This is a genomic window from Nocardia sp. NPDC058058, from assembly GCF_042885355.1.
GTDB lineage: Bacteria > Actinomycetota > Actinomycetes > Mycobacteriales > Mycobacteriaceae > Nocardia.
On record NZ_JBHVSA010000004.1, the window covers coordinates 1 to 22,542 of the forward strand.

General features: G+C 66.5%; 20 protein-coding genes. 10 read left to right on the forward strand and 10 right to left on the reverse strand.

Features of this window, described 5'->3' with window-relative positions:
- The first annotated feature begins 189 nt into the window (after positions 1-189).
- The 5 genes from ACFVUS_RS31415 to ACFVUS_RS31435 all read left to right on the forward strand — a co-directional run bounded on the left by ACFVUS_RS31415 (position 190) and on the right by ACFVUS_RS31435 (position 10,641).
- Positions 190-1,041 (forward strand): hypothetical protein, encoded by an 852-nt coding sequence (locus ACFVUS_RS31415; RefSeq protein ID WP_387774791.1) that lies wholly within the window; start codon positions 190-192, stop codon positions 1,039-1,041.
- Positions 1,042-1,053: 12 nt separating this feature from the next.
- The gene (locus tag ACFVUS_RS31420; RefSeq protein ID WP_387774794.1) at positions 1,054-1,815 is read left to right on the forward strand and encodes a hypothetical protein; all 762 of its coding nucleotides are present in this window, start codon (positions 1,054-1,056) and stop codon (positions 1,813-1,815) included.
- 653 nt (positions 1,816-2,468) lie between these two features.
- On the forward strand, positions 2,469-5,954 hold the full coding sequence (locus ACFVUS_RS31425; protein WP_387774797.1) for a DNA-directed RNA polymerase subunit beta: 3,486 nt from the start codon (positions 2,469-2,471) through the stop codon (positions 5,952-5,954).
- A 107-nt stretch (positions 5,955-6,061) separates the two neighbouring features.
- A complete protein-coding gene (locus tag ACFVUS_RS31430) occupies positions 6,062-10,015 on the forward strand; it encodes a DNA-directed RNA polymerase subunit beta' (RefSeq protein WP_387774800.1) in 3,954 nt (1,317 codons plus the stop codon).
- Positions 10,016-10,176: 161 nt separating this feature from the next.
- Positions 10,177-10,641: a hypothetical protein gene (locus tag ACFVUS_RS31435; RefSeq protein ID WP_387774803.1), complete on the forward strand. Its 465-nt coding sequence runs from the start codon at positions 10,177-10,179 to the stop codon at positions 10,639-10,641.
- 5 nt (positions 10,642-10,646) lie between these two features.
- On the opposite strand, the gene ACFVUS_RS31440 is transcribed toward ACFVUS_RS31435, so the two are convergent.
- The 3 genes from ACFVUS_RS31440 to ACFVUS_RS31450 all read right to left on the reverse strand — a co-directional run bounded on the left by ACFVUS_RS31440 (position 10,647) and on the right by ACFVUS_RS31450 (position 13,521).
- Complete coding sequence (locus ACFVUS_RS31440) at positions 10,647-11,348, reverse strand: hypothetical protein (RefSeq protein ID WP_387774806.1); 702 nt, start codon at positions 11,346-11,348, stop codon at positions 10,647-10,649.
- A 156-nt stretch (positions 11,349-11,504) separates the two neighbouring features.
- A complete protein-coding gene (locus ACFVUS_RS31445; RefSeq protein WP_387774809.1) occupies positions 11,505-12,485 on the reverse strand; it encodes a helix-turn-helix transcriptional regulator in 981 nt (326 codons plus the stop codon).
- 67 nt (positions 12,486-12,552) lie between these two features.
- Positions 12,553-13,521: a DMT family transporter gene (locus tag ACFVUS_RS31450; protein ID WP_387774812.1), complete on the reverse strand. Its 969-nt coding sequence runs from the start codon at positions 13,519-13,521 to the stop codon at positions 12,553-12,555.
- Between the two features lie 39 nt (positions 13,522-13,560).
- Between ACFVUS_RS31450 and ACFVUS_RS31455 the strand changes: the two genes are divergently transcribed.
- Positions 13,561-14,091 (forward strand): CGNR zinc finger domain-containing protein, encoded by a 531-nt coding sequence (locus ACFVUS_RS31455; RefSeq protein WP_387774815.1) that lies wholly within the window; start codon positions 13,561-13,563, stop codon positions 14,089-14,091.
- Between the two features lie 6 nt (positions 14,092-14,097).
- Here the strand turns inward: ACFVUS_RS31455 and ACFVUS_RS31460 are convergent, their stop codons facing one another.
- The 3 genes from ACFVUS_RS31460 to ACFVUS_RS31470 are packed head-to-tail and all read right to left on the reverse strand — an operon-like array spanning position 14,098 to position 15,375.
- Positions 14,098-14,676: a TetR/AcrR family transcriptional regulator gene (locus tag ACFVUS_RS31460; RefSeq protein ID WP_387774818.1), complete on the reverse strand. Its 579-nt coding sequence runs from the start codon at positions 14,674-14,676 to the stop codon at positions 14,098-14,100.
- On the reverse strand, positions 14,663-15,079 hold the full coding sequence (locus tag ACFVUS_RS31465) for a hypothetical protein (RefSeq protein ID WP_387774820.1): 417 nt from the start codon (positions 15,077-15,079) through the stop codon (positions 14,663-14,665). The genes ACFVUS_RS31460 and ACFVUS_RS31465 overlap by 14 nt, the downstream gene beginning before the upstream one ends.
- Positions 15,076-15,375, reverse strand: a complete 300-nt coding sequence (locus tag ACFVUS_RS31470; RefSeq protein WP_387774822.1) for a hypothetical protein — start codon at positions 15,373-15,375, stop codon at positions 15,076-15,078. The genes ACFVUS_RS31465 and ACFVUS_RS31470 overlap by 4 nt, the downstream gene beginning before the upstream one ends.
- A gap of 167 nt (positions 15,376-15,542) precedes the next feature.
- Between ACFVUS_RS31470 and mqo the strand changes: the two genes are divergently transcribed.
- Both mqo and ACFVUS_RS31480 read left to right on the forward strand, forming a co-directional pair.
- The gene (gene mqo, locus ACFVUS_RS31475; protein ID WP_387774825.1) at positions 15,543-17,051 is read left to right on the forward strand and encodes a malate dehydrogenase (quinone); all 1,509 of its coding nucleotides are present in this window, start codon (positions 15,543-15,545) and stop codon (positions 17,049-17,051) included.
- A gap of 73 nt (positions 17,052-17,124) precedes the next feature.
- Positions 17,125-17,595, forward strand: coding sequence for a PaaI family thioesterase (locus tag ACFVUS_RS31480; protein ID WP_387774828.1), 471 nt, complete (start codon positions 17,125-17,127; stop codon positions 17,593-17,595).
- A 60-nt stretch (positions 17,596-17,655) separates the two neighbouring features.
- On the opposite strand, the gene ACFVUS_RS31485 is transcribed toward ACFVUS_RS31480, so the two are convergent.
- A complete protein-coding gene (locus tag ACFVUS_RS31485) occupies positions 17,656-18,663 on the reverse strand; it encodes an aldo/keto reductase (RefSeq protein WP_387774831.1) in 1,008 nt (335 codons plus the stop codon).
- A 349-nt stretch (positions 18,664-19,012) separates the two neighbouring features.
- Here ACFVUS_RS31485 and ACFVUS_RS31490 point away from each other — a divergent pair, with 349 nt between their 5' ends.
- Positions 19,013-19,855, forward strand: coding sequence for a helix-turn-helix transcriptional regulator (locus ACFVUS_RS31490; RefSeq protein ID WP_387774834.1), 843 nt, complete (start codon positions 19,013-19,015; stop codon positions 19,853-19,855).
- Positions 19,856-19,987: 132 nt separating this feature from the next.
- Here the strand turns inward: ACFVUS_RS31490 and ACFVUS_RS31495 are convergent, their stop codons facing one another.
- The 3 genes from ACFVUS_RS31495 to ACFVUS_RS31505 are packed head-to-tail and all read right to left on the reverse strand — an operon-like array spanning position 19,988 to position 21,753.
- On the reverse strand, positions 19,988-20,959 hold the full coding sequence (locus ACFVUS_RS31495) for a pirin family protein (RefSeq protein ID WP_387774837.1): 972 nt from the start codon (positions 20,957-20,959) through the stop codon (positions 19,988-19,990).
- Positions 20,956-21,267, reverse strand: a complete 312-nt coding sequence (locus ACFVUS_RS31500) for a GNAT family N-acetyltransferase (protein ID WP_387774840.1) — start codon at positions 21,265-21,267, stop codon at positions 20,956-20,958. The genes ACFVUS_RS31495 and ACFVUS_RS31500 overlap by 4 nt, the downstream gene beginning before the upstream one ends.
- A 3-nt stretch (positions 21,268-21,270) precedes the next feature.
- Positions 21,271-21,753 carry a carboxymuconolactone decarboxylase family protein gene (locus ACFVUS_RS31505; RefSeq protein ID WP_387774843.1) on the reverse strand — a complete coding sequence of 161 codons (483 nt, stop codon included), beginning with the start codon at positions 21,751-21,753 and terminating at the stop codon, positions 21,271-21,273.
- Between the two features lie 150 nt (positions 21,754-21,903).
- Between ACFVUS_RS31505 and ribA the strand changes: the two genes are divergently transcribed.
- Entirely contained in the window at positions 21,904-22,524 is a 621-nt protein-coding gene (gene ribA, locus ACFVUS_RS31510; protein ID WP_387774846.1) for a GTP cyclohydrolase II, read from the forward strand.
- Positions 22,525-22,542 lie beyond the last annotated feature (18 nt).

Consider the following 22,542-nt stretch of genomic DNA (forward strand, 5'->3'; position numbering starts at 1 on the left):
GGGCCCCACCCCACCGCCCCCCCCTCCTCGGCGCCCCCCCGGGGGGGCCAGGGGCGGCGCCGGCGGCCCCGCGGCGCGCCCGCCCCCCCGCCCGGGGGGGGCCCCACCCCCCCCGCGGCCCCACGCCTCAGGCGTGGAAATGCGCATAGCCGACGTGGTTCGGCGCGGAGAGGAAAGTATGGTGGCGGCGTGAGCCAGCAAAAGGACAGCAACCAGGAGGAACGCCCCGGCGACCCGACCGGAACCCCGGCCGACCCGACCCTGGAGACCGACTCCCCAGCTGGCTCGGCGCCGACGGACGCACCCGTCGACTCGGCTGCCGCCGACGCCACCGTCGCCCTCGACAAGGCCGACCCGGATGCCGCGGTATCGAGTGACAAGGCTCGGGACAAGGGCGAAAACGCTTCCGCGGCAAAGAAATCCGACGCGCCGGTAGCGAATTCGGCTGCGGCCGAGACGAGTACCCCGCGTCGGGTCGTCACCCTCGCGTCCATCGCGCTGCTGGCCGTCGCGGCCGTCGCCGCGGCCTGGTTCGGCGGCACCTGGATCGTCGGCGGACTGCTGCGGGACAAGCCGCGCGCCGATGCCCGCGACGCCGCCCTGGCGGCCGCACAGCAGGCCGCCATCAACATCACCTCCATGAACCTCACCGATATCGACGGCTCGCTGGCACTGGCCCGCTCGTCGATGACCGGCGATCTGCTGGACGCCTCCACCAAGAACGAGGCCCAGATCAAGAAGACCGCCACCGATTCCAATGTGAACACCACCTCCAAGGTGGTCGGCGGCGCGCTCACCGAGCTCAATTCCGAACGGGATCAGGCCGGTGCGCTGGTCGTGCTGGAGGTCACCGAATCCGGGGCGGGTAAGCCCACCGGCCGCCTGCGCTACACCTGGTCGGTGGACGTCGTGCTGAAGGACGGGGTCTGGAAGGCCGATCAGGTCGAGGCGGTGGCCGATCCGGTATCGATCGGCGGCAGCGCCCCCGCCCAGCAGGCCCCGGCCGACCCGACCACCCCGGCCCCGCAGCCGGGCAACTAGGAGACCGCGATCATGGCCAATCGACGCCCCGTCAATCGCGTCAGCTCCAAGCGCCGCCCCGCCGCCCAGCGCGGCAGCGGCAACCGCACCACCGCCGCCGACGTCCAGAAGACCGAATCATCGCGCGGCACAACGGGTTCCACCCGTGGCGCGGCATCGTCCACGCCGGGTGGCGGCACCCGCGCCACCGGACGCTCCGTCGCGTCCCAGCGTGGCCCCAGCCTCTCGAAGACCCAGTCCGCGTCCGCGAAGCGCCCACCGGCCCGTCCGGGCGATTTCTGGCGCAACTGGCGGCTCGCGATCATCTGCGGCACCGCGGCGGTCCTGCTGGCCGCCCTGGCCATCGTGGGGGCCCTGAAACCGGGTGTGGACGACGGCAACCGGGCCTACGTCGACAACTCCTCGACCGACGAGGTGAAGGCCGCCGCGCGCAATGCCCTCACCACGATCTACGGCTACAACGCCAAGGACATCGACAAGTTCCGCGATACCGCCCGCGCGGTCATGACCGGCAAGATGCTCGAGGAGTTCGACAAGGACAAGCTCCTGGACACCGGTATCGACGCCATCAAGCAGACCCAGACCGATACCAAGGCCACCGCCGACCCGATCGGCGTGACCCTTCTCACCGGCGACCACGCGGAACTGCTGGTCAACCTGAATATCGCCGCCATCAAGGACGGCAAGCCGCAGCCCCTGGCCGCGGGCCCGATCGTGCTGCGCATGCAGAAGGTCGGCGATAAATGGCTCGCCGCGGAGATAGCCGACCGCTGACCCCGCCGCATTCGGTGAATCCGCCGGTGGGCGGTGGTATCCGGTGACCGGACATGACATACCCGGCGACGGCCCCCGATTTCCGGGGGCCGTCGCGCCGTTTCCGGGCGCATTGCGCGACGTAGCCGGGTGATCTTGTACTGGGGCAGGGGATCTCGCGGTTTGTCAACTTCTCGCGCCACTTGACGAGTTTCGTCCGACCCGTCACGCTATTCACAACAGCGGCGGCTGTCACAGGGGACAAGACGCCGGCGAGGAGCTCGAGGAACGCAGCCAGCGGACACCGAGCCCGGTCGGCAGAAGGTTTGGCACCGCCTCTATGCGGCACCGATCTCATCGCGGTAGCGGTGTTCGATCCGGCCGCGACGTGGTCTTCATACCGCAGGGATGCGGTGTGGTCACCACCGCGACACGCTTCGGCGCGTTAGCCCTCCGGGGCTCGCCACGGGTGGTACTTTGACACCCCCGTAGGTTTGGGTGTAGTTTTGGACGTTGCGCTGGCTGCCTCCTGTCCATACCTTGATCGCATCGACGAAAGTTCCACCTTCCGGTGTTACTTCCGCTGTTTGCTGCCTCGGTTTCGGTTGGGTCGTCACCAGCGGAATTCGTAGCAGACAAGCGACGGTCGCGGACCACCACGCGACGCGCGTGAGGTGCTGGAAGGACGCATCTTGGCAGTCTCCACCCAGACCAAGGCCGGTATTCCCGGAGCCCCGAAGCGGGTGTCTTTCGCGAAGATTCGTGAGCCCCTCGAGGTTCCGGGTCTTCTCGATCTACAAACCGATTCGTTCGCCTGGCTGGTCGGTGCACCGACTTGGCGGGAAAAGGCAGTCGCCCGAGGCGACGTCAACCCCTTCGGCGGGCTCGAGGAGGTGCTCGAGGAGCTCTCTCCGATCGAGGACTTCTCCGGTTCCATGTCGCTGTCCTTCTCCGACCCGCGCTTCGAAGAGGTCAAGGCCTCCATCGAGGAGTGCAAGGACAAGGACATGACCTACGCGGCGCCGCTCTTCGTGACCGCGGAGTTCATCAACAACAACACCGGTGAGATCAAGTCTCAGACGGTCTTCATGGGTGATTTCCCGATGATGACCGACAAGGGCACGTTCATCATCAACGGCACCGAGCGTGTTGTCGTCTCGCAGCTGGTGCGTTCGCCGGGCGTGTACTTCGACGATTCCATCGACAAGTCCACCGAGAAGACGCTGCACTCCGTGCGCGTCATCCCCTCGCGTGGCGCGTGGCTGGAATTCGACGTCGACAAGCGCGACACCGTCGGTGTGCGTATCGACCGCAAGCGTCGCCAGCCGGTCACCGTGCTGCTGAAGGCGCTCGGCCTGACCGCCGAAGAGATCGTGGAGCGCTTCGGCTTCTCCGAGATCATGATGTCCACCCTGGAGAAGGACAGCACTCCGGGCCAGGACGAGGCGCTGCTGGATATCTACCGCAAGCTGCGTCCGGGCGAGCCGCCGACCAAGGAGTCCGCGCAGACCCTGCTGGAGAACCTGTTCTTCAAGGAGAAGCGCTACGACCTGGCGCGCGTCGGTCGCTACAAGATCAACAAGAAGCTCGGCCTGAACCTGGACCAGCCGGTCACCGGTTCGACGCTGACCAAGGAAGACATCGTCGCGACGATCGAATACCTGGTCCGTCTGCACCAGGGCGATCGCCTGATGACCGCCCCCGGCGGCTCCGAGGTTCCGGTCGGCGTCGATGACATCGACCACTTCGGCAACCGTCGTCTGCGTACCGTCGGCGAGCTGATCCAGAACCAGATCCGCGTCGGCCTGTCCCGTATGGAACGCGTCGTCCGCGAGCGTATGACGACTCAGGACGTCGAGGCGATCACGCCGCAGACCCTGATCAACATCCGTCCCGTGGTGGCCGCGATCAAGGAGTTCTTCGGAACCTCCCAGCTGTCGCAGTTCATGGACCAGAACAACCCGCTCTCGGGTCTGACCCACAAGCGTCGTCTGTCGGCGCTGGGCCCGGGTGGTCTGTCCCGTGAGCGCGCCGGCCTGGAAGTCCGTGACGTCCACCCGTCGCACTACGGCCGCATGTGCCCGATCGAGACCCCGGAAGGCCCGAACATCGGCCTGATCGGTTCGCTGTCGGTGTACGCGCGGGTCAACCCGTTCGGTTTCATCGAGACCCCGTACCGCAAGGTCGAGAACGGCCGCGTCACCGATGAGGTCAAGTACCTCACCGCGGACGAGGAAGACCGCCACATCCGCGCCCAGGCGAACTCGCCGGTCGACGCGGACGGCAACTTCCTCGAGGCGCGCGTCCTCGCCCGCCACGGCAACGAGGAAATGGAATACGTCGGCGCGCAAGAAGTCGACTACATGGATGTCTCGCCGCGCCAGATGGTGTCGGTCGCGACCGCCATGATTCCGTTCCTCGAGCACGACGACGCCAACCGTGCCCTGATGGGCGCGAACATGCAGCGTCAGGCCGTGCCGCTGATCCGTTCCGAGTCGCCGCTGGTCGGCACCGGTATGGAGCTGCGCGCCGCCGTCGATGCCGGTGACGTGGTCGTGAACCAGAAGGCCGGTGTGGTGGAAGAGGTTTCGGCCGACTTCATCACCGTCATGCATGACGACGGCACCCGCCGCTCGTACCGCATGCGCAAGTTCGAGCGCTCCAACCAGGGCACCTGCGCCAACCAGCGTCCGATCGTGGACGAGGGCACCCGCGTGGAAGCCGGGCATGTGCTCGCCGATGGTCCGTGCACCGAGAACGGTGAGATGGCGCTCGGCAAGAACCTGCTCGTGGCGATCATGCCGTGGGAAGGCCACAACTACGAGGACGCGATCATCCTGTCGCAGCGCCTCGTGGAGGATGACGTGCTCACCTCGATTCACATCGAGGAGCACGAAATCGACGCTCGCGACACCAAGCTGGGCGCGGAGGAGATCACCCGGGATATCCCGAACGTCTCCGACGAGGTCCTCGCGGATCTCGACGAGCGCGGCATCGTCCGCATCGGCGCCGAGGTTCGTGACGGCGACATCCTGGTCGGCAAGGTCACCCCCAAGGGTGAAACCGAGCTGACCCCGGAAGAGCGCCTGCTGCGCGCCATCTTCGGTGAGAAGGCTCGCGAAGTTCGCGATACCTCGCTCAAGGTGCCGCACGGTGAGTCCGGCAAGGTCATCGGCGTCCGCGTGTTCTCGCGTGACGATGACGACGATCTGCCCCCCGGCGTGAATGAACTGGTCCGCGTCTACGTTGCACAGAAGCGCAAGATCCAGGACGGCGACAAGCTCGCCGGTCGCCACGGCAACAAGGGTGTCATCGGCAAGATCCTGCCGCAGGAGGATATGCCCTTCCTGCCGGACGGAACCCCGGTCGACATCATCCTGAACACGCACGGTGTGCCGCGTCGTATGAACATCGGTCAGGTGCTGGAAACCCATCTGGGTTACATCGCCAAGACCGGCTGGCAGGTCGAGGGTGAGCCGGAGTGGGCCAAGCGCCTGCCCGAGGAGATGCTGGGTCAGGAAGCCGACACCAATATCGCCACACCGGTATTCGACGGTGCGCGCGAGGAGGAGCTGACGGGTCTGCTGGCCTCGACGCTGCCGAACCGCGACGGCGAGAAGATGATCGACGACAACGGCAAGGCGGTGCTGCTGGACGGCCGCTCCGGCGAGCCGTTCCCGTACCCGGTCTCGGTCGGCTACATGTACATCCTGAAGCTGCACCACCTGGTGGATGACAAGATCCACGCGCGTTCGACGGGTCCGTACTCGATGATCACGCAGCAGCCCCTCGGTGGTAAGGCCCAGTTCGGTGGTCAGCGCTTCGGTGAAATGGAGTGCTGGGCGATGCAGGCGTACGGCGCCGCCTACACCCTGCAGGAACTGCTCACCATCAAGTCCGACGATGTCGTTGGCCGCGTGAAGGTTTACGAGGCGATCGTCAAGGGCGAGAACATCCCGGAGCCGGGTATTCCGGAGTCGTTCAAGGTTCTGCTCAAGGAACTGCAGTCGCTGTGCCTGAACGTCGAGGTGCTGTCCTCGGACGGCGCCGCGATCGAAATGCGCGATGGCGATGATGAGGACCTGGAGCGCGCCGCGGCGAACCTGGGCATCAACCTGTCCCGCAACGAGGCTGCGACGGTCGACGACCTGGCGCAGTAAGAGCGATCGGTCTGGGAGCGCTCTGAGCGCATTGCGAAAAGCGCTCCCAGGCAACGGATTTAGCGACTTTTGCTCATACTCAACCCGAACAGGGGAAAGGAAGTTACGTGCTAGACGTCAACTTCTTCGATGAACTCCGGATCGGCCTGGCTTCCGCTGAAGACATTCGCCAGTGGTCGTTCGGCGAGGTGAAGAAGCCGGAGACCATCAATTACCGCACGCTGAAGCCCGAGAAGGATGGCCTCTTCTGCGAGAAGATCTTCGGTCCCACCCGGGACTGGGAGTGCTACTGCGGTAAGTACAAGCGCGTCCGCTTCAAGGGCATCATCTGCGAGCGCTGTGGTGTCGAGGTGACTCGCGCCAAGGTGCGCCGTGAGCGGATGGGCCATATCGAACTGGCCGCGCCGGTTACGCACATCTGGTACTTCAAGGGTGTCCCGTCGCGTCTGGGCTACCTGCTCGACCTGGCGCCGAAGGATCTGGAAAAGATCATCTACTTCGCCGCCTACGTGATCGTGGGCGTCGACGACGAACTGCGGCACAACGAACTCTCCACCCTCGAAGCCGAGATGGAGGTCGAGAAGAAGAACGTCGCCGACCAGCGCGACGCCGATCTCGAGGCCCGCGCCCAGAAGCTCGAGGCGGATATCGCCGAGCTCGAGGCCGAGGGCGCCAAGTCCGACGTGCGCCGCAAGGTGAAGGACGGCGGCGAGCGCGAAATGCGTCAGCTGCGCGACCGCGCCCAGCGTGAGCTGGACCGTCTCGACGAGATCTGGACCACCTTCACCAAGCTTTCGGTGAAGCAGCTGATCATCGACGAGGTCATCTACCGCGAGCTGCAGGACCGCTACGGCGAGTACTTCACCGGCGCCATGGGTGCGGAAGCCATCCAGAAGCTGATGGAGAACTTCGACATCCCGGCCGAGGCCGAGAACCTGCGCGAGATCATCCGTACCGGCAAGGGCCAGAAGAAGCTTCGCGCGTTGAAGCGTCTGAAGGTCGTCGCCGCGTTCCAGACCAACGGCAATTCGCCGATGGGCATGGTCCTGGACGCCGTTCCGGTGATCCCGCCGGAGCTGCGCCCGATGGTGCAGCTCGATGGTGGCCGCTTCGCGACCTCCGACCTGAACGATCTGTACCGTCGCGTCATCAACCGCAACAACCGGTTGAAGCGACTGATCGATCTGGGTGCGCCGGAGATCATCGTCAACAACGAGAAGCGCATGCTTCAGGAGTCCGTTGACGCGCTGTTCGACAACGGCCGTCGTGGCCGTCCGGTCACCGGTCCGGGTAACCGCCCGCTGAAGTCCCTGAGCGATCTGCTCAAGGGCAAGCAGGGTCGTTTCCGTCAGAACCTGCTCGGTAAGCGTGTCGACTACTCCGGCCGTTCGGTCATCGTGGTCGGTCCGCAGCTCAAGCTGCACCAGTGTGGTCTGCCGAAGCTGATGGCGCTCGAGCTGTTCAAGCCGTTCGTCATGAAGCGTCTGGTGGATCTCAATCACGCGCAGAACATCAAGTCCGCCAAGCGGATGGTCGAGCGTCAGCGCGCTCAGGTGTGGGATGTCCTGGAAGAGGTCATCTCCGAGCACCCGGTGCTGCTGAACCGTGCGCCCACCCTGCACCGCCTGGGTATCCAGGCCTTCGAGCCGCTGCTGGTCGAAGGTAAGGCCATCCAGCTGCACCCGCTCGTGTGTGAGGCGTTCAACGCCGACTTCGACGGTGACCAGATGGCCGTGCACCTGCCGCTGTCCGCGGAGGCGCAGGCCGAGGCTCGCATCCTGATGCTGTCCTCGAACAACATCCTGTCGCCCGCCTCGGGTCGTCCGCTCGCCATGCCGCGACTGGACATGGTGACCGGTCTGTACTACCTGACTCGCCTCGAAGAGGGCGCGAAGGGCGAGTACCGTTCGGCCGCAAAGGATTCCGCCGAGTTCGGCGTGTACTCCTCGCCGGCTGAGGCGCAGATGGCCGTCGACCGTGGTGAGCTCACCGTGCGTTCGCTGATCAAGGTCCGCCTGACCACGCAGCGTCCGCCGAAGGAGATCGAGGCCGAGCTGTTCCCGAACGGCTGGCAGCGTGGCGACGCGTGGACCGCGAAGACGACCCTGGGTCGCGTGGTCTTCAACGAGCTGCTCCCCGCGGATTACGCGTACATCGACGAGCCGATGCCGAAGAAGCGTCAGGCGGCGATCATCAACGATCTCGCCGAGCGTTACCCGATGATTGTCGTGGCGCAGACCGTCGACAAGCTGAAGGACGCGGGCTTCTACTGGGCGACTCGTTCCGGTGTCACCGTCTCCATGTCGGACGTGCTCGTTCCGCCGGAGAAGGCGGAGATCATGGCGCGTTACGACGCGCAGGCCGATCAGATCGAGAAGAAGTACCAGCGTGGTGCTTTGGACCACCAGGAGCGCAACAACGCCCTGGTCAAGATCTGGCAGGAAGCCACCGAAGAGGTCGGTAAGGCGCTGCGCGCGCACTACCCGTCCGATAACCCGATCATCACGATCGTCGACTCGGGCGCCACGGGTAACTTCACCCAGACTCGTACCCTCGCGGGTATGAAGGGCCTGGTGACGAACCCGAAGGGTGAGTTCATCCCGCAGCCGATCAAGTCCTCCTTCCGTGAGGGTCTGACGGTTCTGGAGTACTTCATCAACACCCACGGTGCGCGAAAGGGTCTGGCCGACACCGCGCTTCGTACCGCCGACTCGGGTTACCTGACCCGTCGTCTGGTGGACGTGTCGCAGGACGTCATCGTGCGCGAGACCGACTGTGGCACCGAACGCGGCATCGTGGTGCCGATCGCGGAGCGGCAGGCCGACGGCTCGCTCATCCGTGACGCGCACGTCGAGACCAGCACCTTCGCTCGTACGCTGGCCACCGACGCGCTCGACGCCAAGGGCAACGTCATCATCGAGAAGGGTCACGATCTCGGCGACCCGGCCCTCGAGACGCTGCTCGACGCCGGTATCACCGAGGTGAAGGTCCGCTCCGTGCTGACCTGCACCACCGGCACCGGCGTGTGTGCGACCTGCTACGGCCGTTCGATGGCCACCGGCAAGCTCGTCGATATCGGCGAGGCCGTCGGTATCGTCGCGGCCCAGTCCATCGGTGAGCCGGGTACCCAGCTGACCATGCGTACCTTCCACCAGGGTGGTGTCGCGGGTGACGACATCACGGGTGGTCTGCCCCGAGTGCAGGAGCTCTTCGAAGCTCGTGTGCCCAAGGGCAAGGCGCCCATCGCGGAGGTCTCGGGTCGCGTGCGGCTCGAGGACGACGATCGCTTCTACAAGATCACGATCATTCCGGACGACGGTTCGGAAGAGGTCTTGTACGACAAGCTCTCGAAGCGTCAGCGTCTGCGCGTGTTCAAGCATGACGACGGTTCCGAGCGTCTGCTCGCCGACGGCGATCATGTGGAGGTCGGCCAGCAGCTGCTGGAGGGCTCCGCGGATCCGCACGAGGTGCTGCGCGTGATGGGCCCCCGTCAGGTGCAGATCCACCTGGTCCACGAGGTCCAGGAGGTCTACCGCTCGCAGGGTGTGTCGATCCACGACAAGCACATCGAGGTCATCGTTCGCCAGATGCTGCGTCGCGTGACCATCATCGATTCGGGTGCGACCGAGTTCCTGCCCGGTTCGCTCGTCGAGCGCGCCGAGTTCGAGAACTCGAACCGCCGCGTGGTGTCCGAGGGTGCCGAGCCGGCTTCCGGCCGTCCGGTGCTGATGGGTATCACCAAGGCGTCGCTGGCCACCGATTCGTGGCTGTCGGCGGCCTCCTTCCAGGAGACGACTCGTGTCTTGACGGACGCGGCGATCAACTGCCGCTCCGACAAGCTGATCGGCCTGAAGGAGAACGTGATCATCGGTAAGTTGATCCCGGCCGGTACCGGTATCAACCGCTACCGCAACATCCAGGTGCAGCCCACCGAGGAAGCTCGCCAGGCCGCGTACGCGGTGCCGTCCTACGACGACACCTACTACAGCCCGGACGGCTTCGGCACCACCACCGGTGCCGCGGTTCCGCTGGACGACTACGGCTTCAGCGATTACCGCTAAGTCTTAGCTGGACAACAGCATTCGGCCCCCGCTCCGTTTCGGAGCGGGGGCCTTTTGTATTTCCGGGCCTCTCACCTCGTGCTTTTCGATCACGCGGGGGATCGCGGCGAGTACGCTGCTGATTGCCTGGACTTGGAGATTCCGCAGCGAGAGGGGTTGGCGTGCGAGCGTTTCGGCGTGTTCACGCGGTGCTGCTCGGTGCCGCGCTGCTGTCCGCATCGGTAGCCGGGACGGCTGCCGCGGCCCCGGGGGACGGGCTCGGCGGCTGTTCGAAGGGCACTGTGCTCACCTCGAATCGGGTGCCGGGAACCGGGAGCGCGGGGCAGAGCGTGCGGCGCACGGCGGAGCTGTGGGAGTGCTCGAGTCCGCTGCTGCCCGGGATCGTATCGGGGCGGTTCAGTGGCGAATTGCCTTGGAACACTTTCGGTGTCACGACCGCGGCGACGTTCACGTGGTCGGATGGGAGTGTCAGCACGGCGACCGGATTGCCGAATACGCTGTGGGCCATCACCTCCGGGCCCGCGACCGGTCATACCGTGCAATTCCAGCTGTCGATGCCGATGAACGGCGACTGGTATTACACCGATAACAGTATGGCGGTCGTGGGCGCGAGGTTCCTGGAGTAGCGGGGTCAGTTGCCCTGTTGCGGTGCGGGGAGGGCCTCGAAGGCCGGGCCGAAGGTCTGGGACGCACCCGGGACGATGGAGTTGGCGTAGTCGAGGGCGGCGTCCACCGCCTGCTGCCCGCCGCCCTGCTGGAGGCCGATGGCCGCGCCGACGAGGCCGCCGACCACCGCGCCGATGGGGGCGGTGATGATGTCGAAGACGAAGAGACCGGCGGGGAAGCCCAGCAGGAAGCCGATGGCCGCCCCGATGGCCGCACCCTGCAGGACCGTCGGCATATTGGCCTGTACCACCTCGAAGAAACGCTGTTGGGCGTCGATATTCCGCAGCGGGGTGGGGGATTCGGCGACGGGGGTGAGGGTCAGGCTCCGGTGGTCCGCGCCGATGACCGGGGTGAATTCCAGGTTCTTACCGGCGATGTCGTATTTCAGGGGGATGGTGGCGAGTACGCGGCCGCCGTCGTCGGTGGCGATGACGGCTTCGCCGTCCCAGGTCGCCAGGAAGCGTCCGGCCTGCAGGGTGCTGACGGTGGCGCGCTTGTCGTCGGTGAGCGCGACCTGATAGCCGACGCCGTGGTCGGTGCCGTTGATCTGGAGTGGTTGCGCTGGTGCGGGTTCGGCGGTCGCGGTGGCCGGTAGTCCGGCGGCGGACAGTGCGACCGCAGCGGTGAGGCTGAGTAGCACTGGCGCAATGGTCTTGGTTATAGCCATGGTGGTGCCCCTAGCGATTGCGGGCTGCGCGGAGCCCGAGATTTGCTGACGAAGGTACCGGGGGCGGTCGATAAGCGAAACCCTTTCGTCGCATATGCGCCGTTCCCCACACCGCCGGATACGCGAAGTTCGCTCCGAATTCGGCTATCCGCAGCGCTATTCCGATTTCCCGGTCGAATTCGACACCGCCCGCGCTATCCGGTCGGCCGCCGCGCGCAGCCGCGCCTCGAGTTCGGGGGAATCGCGCACCTCGAACGGTATGTTCAGCGAAATCAGCCGCGTGGCAAGCCATTCCGGGTCGTCATCGCGTTCCTCCCGAAGTCGGCAGCTTCGATCCTGCGAGGCGTCGAGCGCACCGGGAGTCTCGCCGAGTCGCCCGCTGATCCGATACGCCGGGGCGTGGATGGTGATATCGACCCGATAAGGCGGTGTGCCCCAATCGGTTCGGTCACCCATCACATAGGCCGCGGCATCCACGGCGGGCAATTCGCGGGGTGTGAATCGTGCGCCGGTCGGCTGCGGCTTCTCGACGCGGTCTATTCGGAAACTGCGCCAGGCCTCGCGATCCATATCGAATCCGACCAGGTACCAGCGCCGATGTGCGGTGGCGAGGCCATTGGGTTCGATATTGCGCCGGGTCTCGGTTCCGGCGGCATCGCGGTAGGTGAAGCGGACCCGCTCGCGATTGGTGACGGTGGCGGCCAGGGTGGCGAGCACCTCCGGATCCGCGACCGGGCCATCGCCGCCGAAGGTGGTGGTGGCGGCCCCGATCACGCGCACGCGCCGCCGAAGTTTCTGCGGCAGTACCTGTTCCAGTTTGGCGAGGGCGCGCACCGAGGCCTCCTCGATGCCGGCCACGGCCTGTCCGGCGGCCGCGCGCAGGCCGACCGCGATGGCCACGGCTTCCTCGTCGTCGAGCAGCAGCGGGGGCAGTGCCGCGCCCGCCGCCAGCCGGTAGCCGCCGGCGACCCCGAGCGTGGCCTCCACCGGGTAGCCGAGGTCGCGCAGCCGGTCGATATCGCGCCGGACCGTGCGATCGGTGACCCCGAGCCGGGTGGCGAGTTCGCTGCCCGGCCATTCACGCGGTGTCTGCAACAGGGACAGCAGGCGCAGCAGTCGGGCAGGTGTGTCGTTCATGGTTCCCATGATGCCGCGAAACTAGGACCCAATCGGTCCTAAATGCTTCCTGACGTCCGTGTCTTCTTCAGCGCGGTTCGCTGAGGGTCGGTTCGTCGGCGATCTCGGCGGGTTCGCCGAGTCGCACGACCACGACACCGGCCAGAATCAGTACGCCGCCGAGCAATTGGATGAGGTGCGGGGTCTGGCCGAGTAGTGCCCAGGCGAAGATGATCGCGGCCAGCACTTCGGACAGGGCCGCGAAGGAGGCCAGCCGGGATCCGAGCGCGCGGGTGGCCGCGATGCCGGTGACGTAGGCGAGCGCGGCGGTGATGACGGCGAGCGCGAGCAGCGGCAGCCACCATGACGTGGTGAATCCGTGGAAGGCAACGGGTTTCGTGCTCGCGTCCAGCGGGACGATGCCGATGAGTCCGGCCAGCAGGATGCCGGCGCCGCCGACCAGCAGGCCGCCGGTGGCGAGCACGGTGCCGGGCACGGCGTCGCCCGCACTGCCGGAGAGGATGAAATAGCCTGCCGCGCCGACCATTGCGCCCAGCGCCCAGAGGATGCCGACCCAGCTGGTCGGCACCTCGGAGTTCAGGTCGAGCACCAGGATGAGTCCGGCGATGCCGATGAGTGCGCCGAGAATCGTTACGCGGCCGGGCTTTTGGCTGTGCCGCAGCCACAGCCAGGCGATGACGGCGATGGGCGCGGTGTATTCGATGAGCAGTGCGACACCGACGTCCATGTGCGCGACGGCGTTGAAGTAGGAGAGCTGGGCTCCGGCGACCGCGAGCAGTCCGTAGCCGATGAGCAGGGATTTGTTGCGGCGCAGCAGTTCCCAGTTGCCGTGCAGCTGGTAGACGGCGACGGGTGCGAGCACGGCCGCGCCGATCAGCACGCGCACGATGACGACCGCGGCGGGACTCCAGCCCGAATCGATGAGCCCGCGGGCGAGCGCCCCGGAGAGTCCGAAGGACGATGCGGACAGCGCCGCGAGGAGCAGCCCGTTGCCGAGTCGGCCGCGCACGGGGGTGTCATGTGTCAACGTCGCCATGACTAATGACGCTAAGCGGGATGTGTGTAATATGTCAACATGCTTTTTGCTGATGACACGGTGGCATCGCTCGCCGCCGCCGTAGATCTGGTGAATTCGGCGGAACCCCCGGACACGATGACCGAAACCGCCCAGTTGAAGGACTTCTTCCTGCGGCACGGCTACACCGGCACCCGCACCGGCGGCACCGCCGAACTGGACGCCGTCCGAGCCCAGCGCGCGCCCATGCGCCGCCTGCTCACCAGCGACCGCGATACCGCCGTGCACCTGGTGAACGACATCCTGGCCGAGCACCGCGCCGTCCCGCAGCTGGTCCGCCACGACGACCTCGACTACCACATCCACGCGGTGGCGGCGGATGCCCCGCTGCCGGTCCGCATCGCCGTGGAGACCGCCATGGCCATGATCGACCTGATCCGCGCGAACGAGCTCAGCCGCCTCGCGATCTGCGCCGACGACACCTGCGAGGGCATTGTCCTGGACCTGTCCCGCAACCGTTCCCGCCGCTACTGCAGCACCGCCTGTGGCAACCGCAACGCGGTGGCGGCATATCGCGCCCGCCAGCGCTGAAAGTTCCTACGTCAGCCAGGCTTCCACCCAGGCGTTCCCGATGCGGGCCGCGCGCTCGGGCGGCATACGCTCGGGTTCGGTGATGACCGAGATGGAGAGTCCGTCGAGCAGGGCCAGCAGTGCCGCCGCGGCATCGGCGGCTTCGCGCTCGCGTTCCGGATTCGCCCGGGCCAGTACGCGATTCAGCAGTTCTTCGGTGCCCTGCCACTGTTCCCGATGCAGTGCCGCGATCTGCGGATCGTGTGCCGCGCGCGCCGCCAGCGCGAACCACACCCGGGAGAGCCGATGGTCATGGGCCGGGGTGAGCAGCAGTTCGGTCAGCTTGCGCAATTGATCCGCCGGGGCCATATCGGCGACCCCGGAGTCGGTGAAGCGGCGCGCGGCATGTTCCCGGACGTACAGCCAGACCGATTGCAGCAGATCGCTTTTGGTGGCGAAGTAGTACTGCACGGTGCCGATCGACACGCCGGCGCGGGTGGCGAGATCGCGAATGCTGACGCCCTCCATGCCGTTCTCGGCGATGGCGTCGGCGAGGCGTTCCAGCAGATCGCCGCGCCGATCGGCTTCGCGGCTAGTAGCGGCCACCACGGCCCCGCGCACTCCGGTAGTACCGCCACGCCTGCGCCCCCACCTGCTGGGCCAGCGCGAGCGGTTCGCGGCGTTGATCCCCGCGCGTTTCCCGGTCGGCCACGGCCGCGAAGAACAGCAGCAGCAGTCCGATGCCGCCGACGCCGAAATACAGCGCGTCGCCGATCATGCTCACCATGAATCGCGCCGAATCATGTTCCTCGCCTTCCAGTCCCGGCATGATGACGCCGATCTGCAACCAGTGCAGGCCCTCGGCGAGCAGCCAGGCCAGCGCGCCGAGCAGCAGTGCGGCCCCGGCGACCGGATAGCGCCGCAGCATGCTCACTCCGGCCCCGAGCGTACCGGCGGCCAGGGTGAGCACCGCGATCTCGCTCACCTCGAACAGCAGTGGCGCGCTCATGCCCGCACCTGCCGCCGCAGTCGTACGGCCACGAGCAGTAGCAGCCAGGCTCCGGCGAGGAACAGATTGCGCAGTCCCGCACCGAATTCCATGCGTTCGGTGATGCCGTGGGCGCCGCCGCCACCGAACCACATGGCGCGTTCGGTGAGCATGCCGATGGCGGAGCCGAGTAGTGCGAGCACCGCGGCGACGAGGGCGTAGCCCAGTGCGGCCCCCATGCGCCGCCGGTAGTACAGCACCAGCCCGGCCCCGACCACCGGTGCGCAGAGTCCGAGAAATTCGATGATGCGAAGCATGATCCCACCCCTCTCATACGACTGTATGAACATGGACCATACGCTCGTATGACAGCTCGGGCAATGGTTCGCGCGGTGGGAAACGACCGACGGGCGCTCGACCCCGATGCTTGTTAGCGTGCTCCGAACGCTCTACAAGTCCATTGGGGTTCTCCGGAGACATGACTATGAATACGCAAGCGGCCCTGCGTCCTTACGATGTGGTGCTGGTCGGCGGTGGGATCATGAGCGCGACACTCGGCATCCTGCTCAAACATGTGGAACCGACCTGGTCGATTGCGGTGTACGAGCGATTGCCCGAACTCGCGGCGGAGGCATCCGCCCCGTGGAATAACGCCGGAACCGGGCATGCCGGACTGTGCGAACTCGAGTACACGAGCGAGAATCCGGACGGCGGTATCGATATCGCGCGGGCGGTGACCGTCAATGAGCATTTCCAGCAGAGCCGGCAATTATGGGCGTCGCTGGTCGAGGCCGAAATACTGGGTAAGCCGGACACTTTCATCAGTCCGGTGCCGCATATGGCGCTCGTGCACGGCACCGATGATGTGGATTTCCTGCGTCGCAGATTCGAAACCCTCTCCGCCCAGCCGCTTTTCAGCGGAATGCGGTTCAGTGCCGAATCCAAGACCATCGAAGGCTGGTCGCCGCTGCTCACCGAGCGCCGCGGGCTGTACGAGCCGTTCGCCGCGACCCGCGATGTCACCGGCACCGATGTCGACTACGGTTCGCTTACCCGGCAGATGTTCGCCTATCTGGAAGCGTCCGGGGTGGAGATCCATCGGCGGTGCGAAGTGCGCGGGATGCGCAAGAACAATGACGGCTCCTGGCAATTGCGCATTCACCAGTTCACCGATAACGATCGCCTCACCCGCTGGGTGGATACCCGATTCGTATTCGCGGGCGCGGGCGGCTGGGCGCTGAAACTGCTGCAGAATGCCGGACTTCCGCAGGTGCAGGGCTACGGCCTGCTGCCGGTGAGCGGGCGTTTCCTGCGCTGCGACAATCCCGAACTCGTCGCGCAGCATCATGCCAAGGTCTATGGCCGGGCCAAGCGCGGGGCGCTGCCGATATCGCTGCCGCACTTGGACACTCGCGTGATCGACGGTAAACGCGCGCTGTTGTTCGGACCCTATGCCGGGGCGAATCCGAAACTGCTGAAGCACGGTTCGATGCTGGATACGGCGGTCTCGTTGCGCTCGCACAATGTGGGTTCGCTGGCCTCGGTGCACAAGGGTGATTCCGGGCTGATCCGGCTGCTGCTGACCCAGATGACCGCCACCCGGGGCCGGAAGATGGCCGTACTGCGCGAGTTCGCGCCCGCCGCGAATACCGGGGACTGGACGATGATCAAGGCCGGGCAGTACGCCCAGCTGGTGAAGCGCGATGCGAACGGCCGGGGCGTGCTGGAATTCGGCACCGAGGTGGTGTCGTCGGCGGACGGCAGTATCGCGGGCGTGCTGGGCGCGTCGTCCGAGGCGTCCTCGGCGGTGTCGATCCTGCTGGATGTGCTGGAGCGTTGCTTCCCGCGCTATCGCGGATTGTGGGCGGGGTCCCTGCGTGATCTGATCCCCTCGCTGGGGCAGAGTCTGGCGGCCGATACCCGGCTGGCGCGGCACACCATGTCGCGGACGGCGGAGGTGCTGGGACTGGTGGCCCCGGACAATCTGCCGTGACCGGGCCATGGACAACATCGCCTCGCACCCGGTATAGAAATTGGAACACGTTTCAATTTCTGTAGGAGATGCGATGGACAGCGCCACCATGGGCGATCTGGTGATGGCCGGATTCAAGAAGCTCGGCTTCATCCAGTTCACCGGTATCGAGGCGGTGGAATTCGCCAGCGGCCGCAATGTGGTCGCCATGGCTCCGCGCCCCGAACACCTCAACCACAATGGCGATATCCACGCGGCCCTGCTGTTCGGCCTCGCCGAGACCGCCGCCATGGGCGCGTCCATCTCCGGCATCGTCGACCTGATGGGCGAGACCTTCATCGTCGCCCGGGACGGCCGCATCACCTATCTGGCCCGCGCCAAGGGTGAACTCGGCCCGTTCACCGCGACCTCGGTGCTCGAACCGGAACTGATCGCCGCGACCCGCGCGGATATCCAGTCCCGGACCGAAATCGAACTCGAGGTGCCGGTCACCATCACCGACAGCACCGGAAAGGCCGTGGCCTCGGCGGCTTTCACCGCCGTCATCCGCCCCCGCCGCAAATAATCTCGGCGCACCCTCGTCATCCCGGCGTGCTTGTGGCCGGGATCCACAGCTATCCGCCGATCACCGCTCGCTGTCCAGCATGGCCATCTGAGCTTCGGCGTAGCGCCCGCCCGCGACCTGGTCGGCCGGAACCGCCGCCTCGATCGCGGCCAGTTCCGCCTCGGACAGCTGGATATCCACGGCCGCAACGGCTTCGGTCCAGCGTTCGGGGCGGCGCGCGCCGATGATCGGCACGATATCGTCGCCGCGCGAGAGCACCCAGGCGATGGCCAGCTGCGCCACGCTCACCTCGTGCCGCGCGGCGATCTCGGCGAGCGCCTCCACCAGCCGCAGGTTGGCGGTGAGGTTCTCGCCCTGGAAGCGCGGGCTGTGCGCGCGGAAGTCGCTCGGCGCGAATTGCGCTCCGCCGCGCAGGGAATCGCTGAGCAGCCCGCGCGAGAGCACCCCGTACGCGGTGATGCCGATGCCGAGTTCCCTTGCGGCGGGCAGGATTTCCTTCTCGATACCGCGCGTGATGAGCGCGTACTCGATTTGCAGATCGGCGATCGGGTGCACGGCCGCGGCCCGGCGCAGCGTATCCGCGCCCACCTCGGACAGTCCGATGTGCCGAATGTATCCGGCCTGCACCAGTTCCGCGAGCCCGCCGATGGTCTCCTCGATCGGCACGTTCGGGTCGAGCCGCGCGGGCCGGTAGATATCGATGTAGTCGGTGCCGAGCCTTTGCAGTGAATACGCCAGGAAATTACGCGTGGCGGCGGGCCGGGTATCCACCCCGCCGAACTCCCCGCCCGGCCCGCGCAGCGCCCCGTACTTCACGCTGAGCAGCACGTCTTCCCGCTTGCGCTCGGTCAGCGCCTGCCGGATCAGCGACTCGTTATGCCCCATACCGTAGAAGTCGCCGGTATCAATAAGATTCGCGCCCGAGTCGATGGCCGCGTGCACGGTGGCGATCGAGGTCGCCTCGTCACTGGCCCCGTACATCCCGGACATCCCCATGGCCCCGAGGCCGATGCGCGAAACGACGGGCCCGGTCGTGCCGAGCTGAACGGTGCTGAGGTTCTTGGTCATGACACGAGCCTGCGCCCTGGAACCCGGTCCCGGGAGAGGACCGCTCATCCAGGGATCGCCGATCCCTGGTTCCGCCCACGCCTGAACCCTGGCGTTCCCGAGTCTGGACCGGGCATTCTGTGCCCGAACCCCGCGTCCTCTCGCCTGAACTCGTCGTCCTCGGGCCGATACCGGGGCGTCCTTGTGGCAGGGCCGGTCGTCATCCGGCCGGGACCGGGCGATTCTCGAGCCGAGACCCGGTGGTGTTCGGGCGCGGGTGTGGCGGCATCCGGGGATTCGGGGCGGTGCGGGGGGAGGCAGGGACCGTTGGTACCTGGATAGGTGGGCGCGGACGCGGGAGAGTGGGGGAGTGAATCGCGACGAATTAGCCGACTTCCTGCGGCGGCATCGAGAGGCCCTGCAACCGGCCGCCGTCGGCCTGCCCGAGGGCGCGCGGCGGCGCACGCCGGGGTTGCGGCGCGATGAGGTGGCGATGCTCGCGGGCATGTCGACCGACTACTACACCCGGCTGGAGCAGGCGCGCGGGCCGCGGCCGTCCATCCAGGTGCTGGCGGCGCTGGCGCGGGCGCTACGGTTCACCGATAACGAGCGCGATCACCTCTATCACCTGGCGGGGCAGCAGCCGCCCGCGCGCGGCGGCGATACCCATGTGGGCCCGGGCATTCTGCATGTGCTCACCAAGCTCGATGACACGCCCGCCTGCGTGGTCTCGGACCTCGGCGAGTTCCTGGTACAGAACCGCATGCACACGCTGATCTCCGGCGATTATTCGCAGCGGCGCGGCCTGGATCGCTGTATCCCGTGGCTGTGGTTCACCTCCCCGTCCGAGCGCGAGAAATTCCCGGCCGAGGATCGGGACACCATGGGCCGCAATCACGTTGCCGGTTTGCGCGCCACCGCCGCCGCCCGCGCCGGTGACGCCGACATCACCGAGCTGGTGGCCCGATTGCGTTCCGCCAGTGCCGAATTCGAGGAACTCTGGAACGCGCACGAGATCCGCGACCGCGCCGGTCAGGACAAGCGCATGATCCATCCGGAAGTCGGCCTGCTGGAACTGGTCTGCGAACCCCTGCTCACCCCCAGCGCCACCCGCCGCCTGCTGGTCTATTACCCCAAGCCCGGCACCGACACCCAGGAGAAGCTGGATCTACTCCGTGTCATAGGTACGCAGAACCTGAACGCCCACCACTGACCAGCCCACCCCGTCATTCCGGCATGCTCTTGGCCGGAATCCACTGAAATCTGCTGTGCCACTGGGAGTGTGGATCCCGGCCAAAAGCGCGCCGGGATGACGGGCGGGTGGCTGCGGTGCCAACCGGTCGGGTCAGCAGCGGCGTTTGCGGGGTTTCAGGTGCAGCGGGGGCAGCGGCGGCGCGGGTATGCGCTGGTCGGGGGTGTGGCCCGCGATATCCGGGAAGCGCGCGAGATCGTGTGCCTCCCAAGCATTTCGGGCGTCTTCGATCTCCTCGTGGCTGCGCGCCACGAAGTTCCACCACATGACCAGGTCGTCGGCGAAGGGTTCGCCGCCGACCAGGATGGCGTGCCCGCCCGCGCCGCTGGTGAGCGGCAGTTCGGTGCGGTCACTGCCCAGGTAGAACAGACTGCCCGGGGTGACCTCGGTGCCGTCCGCGGTGATCGAACCCTCGATGACCAGCAGCGCGTGCTCGAATTCGGGGTTCAGCGGCAGCGTCGGATCCGCGCCCGCGTCGACATTCAGATCCGCGCCGACGATCGGGGTGTAGGCGGTGGCGGGTGAGGTGTGCCCGGCCAGCGAGCCGATCAACACGACCCCGTGCAGCCCGTCCAGCTTGAACTCCGGCAGATCCCGGTGCTGTTCGAAATGCGGTGCCACACCGGCACTTTCCCGCGGCAGCGCGATCCACAACTGGAGCCCCGCCCCCGATTCGTGCCCGGCCACCCGATATTCCGAATGCGAGATGCCGCGCCCGGAGGTCATCAGGTTCAACTGCCCCGGCCGGATCTCCACATCCGACCCGACGCTGTCGCGATGCCGGATGCGCCCGTTCAAAGGCCAAGTGACGGTTTGCAATCCGATATGCGGATGCGGATCGATATCGTGCCCGTCCGGATGCGCCTCGGATCCGGAGCCGAAATTGTCCAGGAAGCACCACGCGCCCACCGTCGGCAGATCGCGCTGCGGCAGGGACCGGAACACCGTCACCCCGCGCACACCGCCGAGCGGCACCTCACGGGCGGGGAAGAAGACCGCGCGCGGCCCGGGTCGCCCGGAGGCCTCGCACAGCGATTCCTCCGGATGCGATTCCAGGTCACTCATCGTTTGATGCCCTTGCCGACCACGTGCTCATCGTAGTCGGGGTGCTTGTCCAGCCAGGCTTTGATGAACGGGCAGCGCGGCACGATGACGCGCCCGCGCGCGATCACATCCTCGATGGCCTGGCGGGCGAGCACACTGCCCAGGCCCTTGCCGCCGAACGCGGGGTCGACCTCGGTGTGGATGAAGATGGTGTCGCTATCGCGTTCGCGGTATTCGGTGAACCCGGCGAGCGAGTTGCCGTACCAGACTTCATAGCGGTGTTGCGAGTCATTGCGGACGACGGTCGCCGCCACGGCTTGTTCGCTCATTGTTCAGTTCTCCTTTCGTACCCGCACCGGATGCTTGCTCATGATCGAGACCCGGTTGAAGGCGCCGATCGTGGTCGCGGCCCAGATGAGGACGGACACCTGGTCATCCGACAGGTGTTGCCGCGCAGCAGCATACTCACGTTCGATGTCCGCTTCGCCCGGTAGTGCGGTGACGGTTTCGGCCAGGACGAGCGCGGCCCGCTCCTGGTCGGAGTAGAGGTCCGGGCTGCGTTGCCAGGCATCCAGTACGGCGAGTTGCTGGGTGGTCACCCCGGCTTCCCGCGCGGCCCGGAAATGCACATCGAGGCAGTAGGCGCAGCCATTGAGCTGGGAGACGCGCACGTTCACCAACTCCATCACCGCCCGGCCGAGATCGACTGCGGCAGCGGCGGTTCGCACCGCGGCGGCCACACTGTTGAGCGCGTGGAAGACCTCTGGTGTCTGTTTGTCTATCCAGACACGGTCATGGGATACGAGCGACTGCATAGTGGGGGCATCGTATGCCGCGAAGCCGAACCCCGCCCTCCGGTTCGGCGATCACGGCCTGTGATTCTGAACAAGGGCGTGTTCGGAATACCCGGCGGCCCGCCGAGGTTGCGACACCGCAGAATGTCGATCACGAATCTCGGAGCGGCCATGAGCCCCACAGCGAGCGATGGTGCGAAGGTCCGCACCCGCGTACGGATACCGCTGACCTTCGCCGACGGCTACGCCACCACCGCCGAGGCCGTCACCTTCGACGGTCTCGCCGACGGACGCGAACACCTGGCACTGATCCTGGGCGAGGCGGGGGACACCCCGCTGGTGCGACTGCATTCGGAGTGTTTGACCGGCGACGTCTTCGGATCCGCGCGCTGTGACTGTGGACCGCAACTGCGCGAGGCCGTGCAGCTGATCAGCGAGGCCGGGGGCATCCTGCTCTACCTGCGCCAGGAGGGCCGCGATATCGGCCTCTACAACAAGCTCGACGCCTACGCCCTGCAGGACGGCGGTCTGGACACCTACCAGGCCAATGCGGCCCTGGGCCTGCCCGAAGACGCCCGCGACTACACCGCCGCCGCGCAGATGCTCGGCGCGCTCGGCGTCGGCGAACTGGATCTGCTCACCAACAATCCGGAGAAGGCGCGCCAGCTCACCGAACTCGGTGTGCGACTGCGCGATACGGTGCCGACCGGCGTGCATTCCACGCCGGACAACCTGCGTTACCTGCGCGCCAAGATCGACCACACCGGCCACACCATCAGCCTCGCGGGCTGAATGGTCGAAATGCGTTGA

Coding starts and splice junctions, on each gene's coding strand:
- ACFVUS_RS31420 (WP_387774794.1), top strand. CDS start 1,054: ATGGCCAATCGACGCCCCGTCAATCGCGTCAGCTCCAAGCGCCGCCCC.
- ACFVUS_RS31440 (WP_387774806.1), bottom strand. CDS start 11,348: ATGGCTATAACCAAGACCATTGCGCCAGTGCTACTCAGCCTCACCGCT.
- ACFVUS_RS31445 (WP_387774809.1), bottom strand. CDS start 12,485: ATGAACGACACACCTGCCCGACTGCTGCGCCTGCTGTCCCTGTTGCAG.
- ACFVUS_RS31450 (WP_387774812.1), bottom strand. CDS start 13,521: ATGGCGACGTTGACACATGACACCCCCGTGCGCGGCCGACTCGGCAAC.
- ACFVUS_RS31455 (WP_387774815.1), top strand. CDS start 13,561: ATGCTTTTTGCTGATGACACGGTGGCATCGCTCGCCGCCGCCGTAGAT.
- ACFVUS_RS31465 (WP_387774820.1), bottom strand. CDS start 15,079: ATGAGCGCGCCACTGCTGTTCGAGGTGAGCGAGATCGCGGTGCTCACC.
- ACFVUS_RS31470 (WP_387774822.1), bottom strand. CDS start 15,375: ATGCTTCGCATCATCGAATTTCTCGGACTCTGCGCACCGGTGGTCGGG.
- mqo (WP_387774825.1), top strand. CDS start 15,543: ATGAATACGCAAGCGGCCCTGCGTCCTTACGATGTGGTGCTGGTCGGC.
- ACFVUS_RS31480 (WP_387774828.1), top strand. CDS start 17,125: ATGGACAGCGCCACCATGGGCGATCTGGTGATGGCCGGATTCAAGAAG.
- ACFVUS_RS31485 (WP_387774831.1), bottom strand. CDS start 18,663: ATGACCAAGAACCTCAGCACCGTTCAGCTCGGCACGACCGGGCCCGTC.
- ACFVUS_RS31495 (WP_387774837.1), bottom strand. CDS start 20,959: ATGAGTGACCTGGAATCGCATCCGGAGGAATCGCTGTGCGAGGCCTCC.
- ACFVUS_RS31500 (WP_387774840.1), bottom strand. CDS start 21,267: ATGAGCGAACAAGCCGTGGCGGCGACCGTCGTCCGCAATGACTCGCAA.
- ACFVUS_RS31505 (WP_387774843.1), bottom strand. CDS start 21,753: ATGCAGTCGCTCGTATCCCATGACCGTGTCTGGATAGACAAACAGACA.
- ribA (WP_387774846.1), top strand. CDS start 21,904: ATGAGCCCCACAGCGAGCGATGGTGCGAAGGTCCGCACCCGCGTACGG.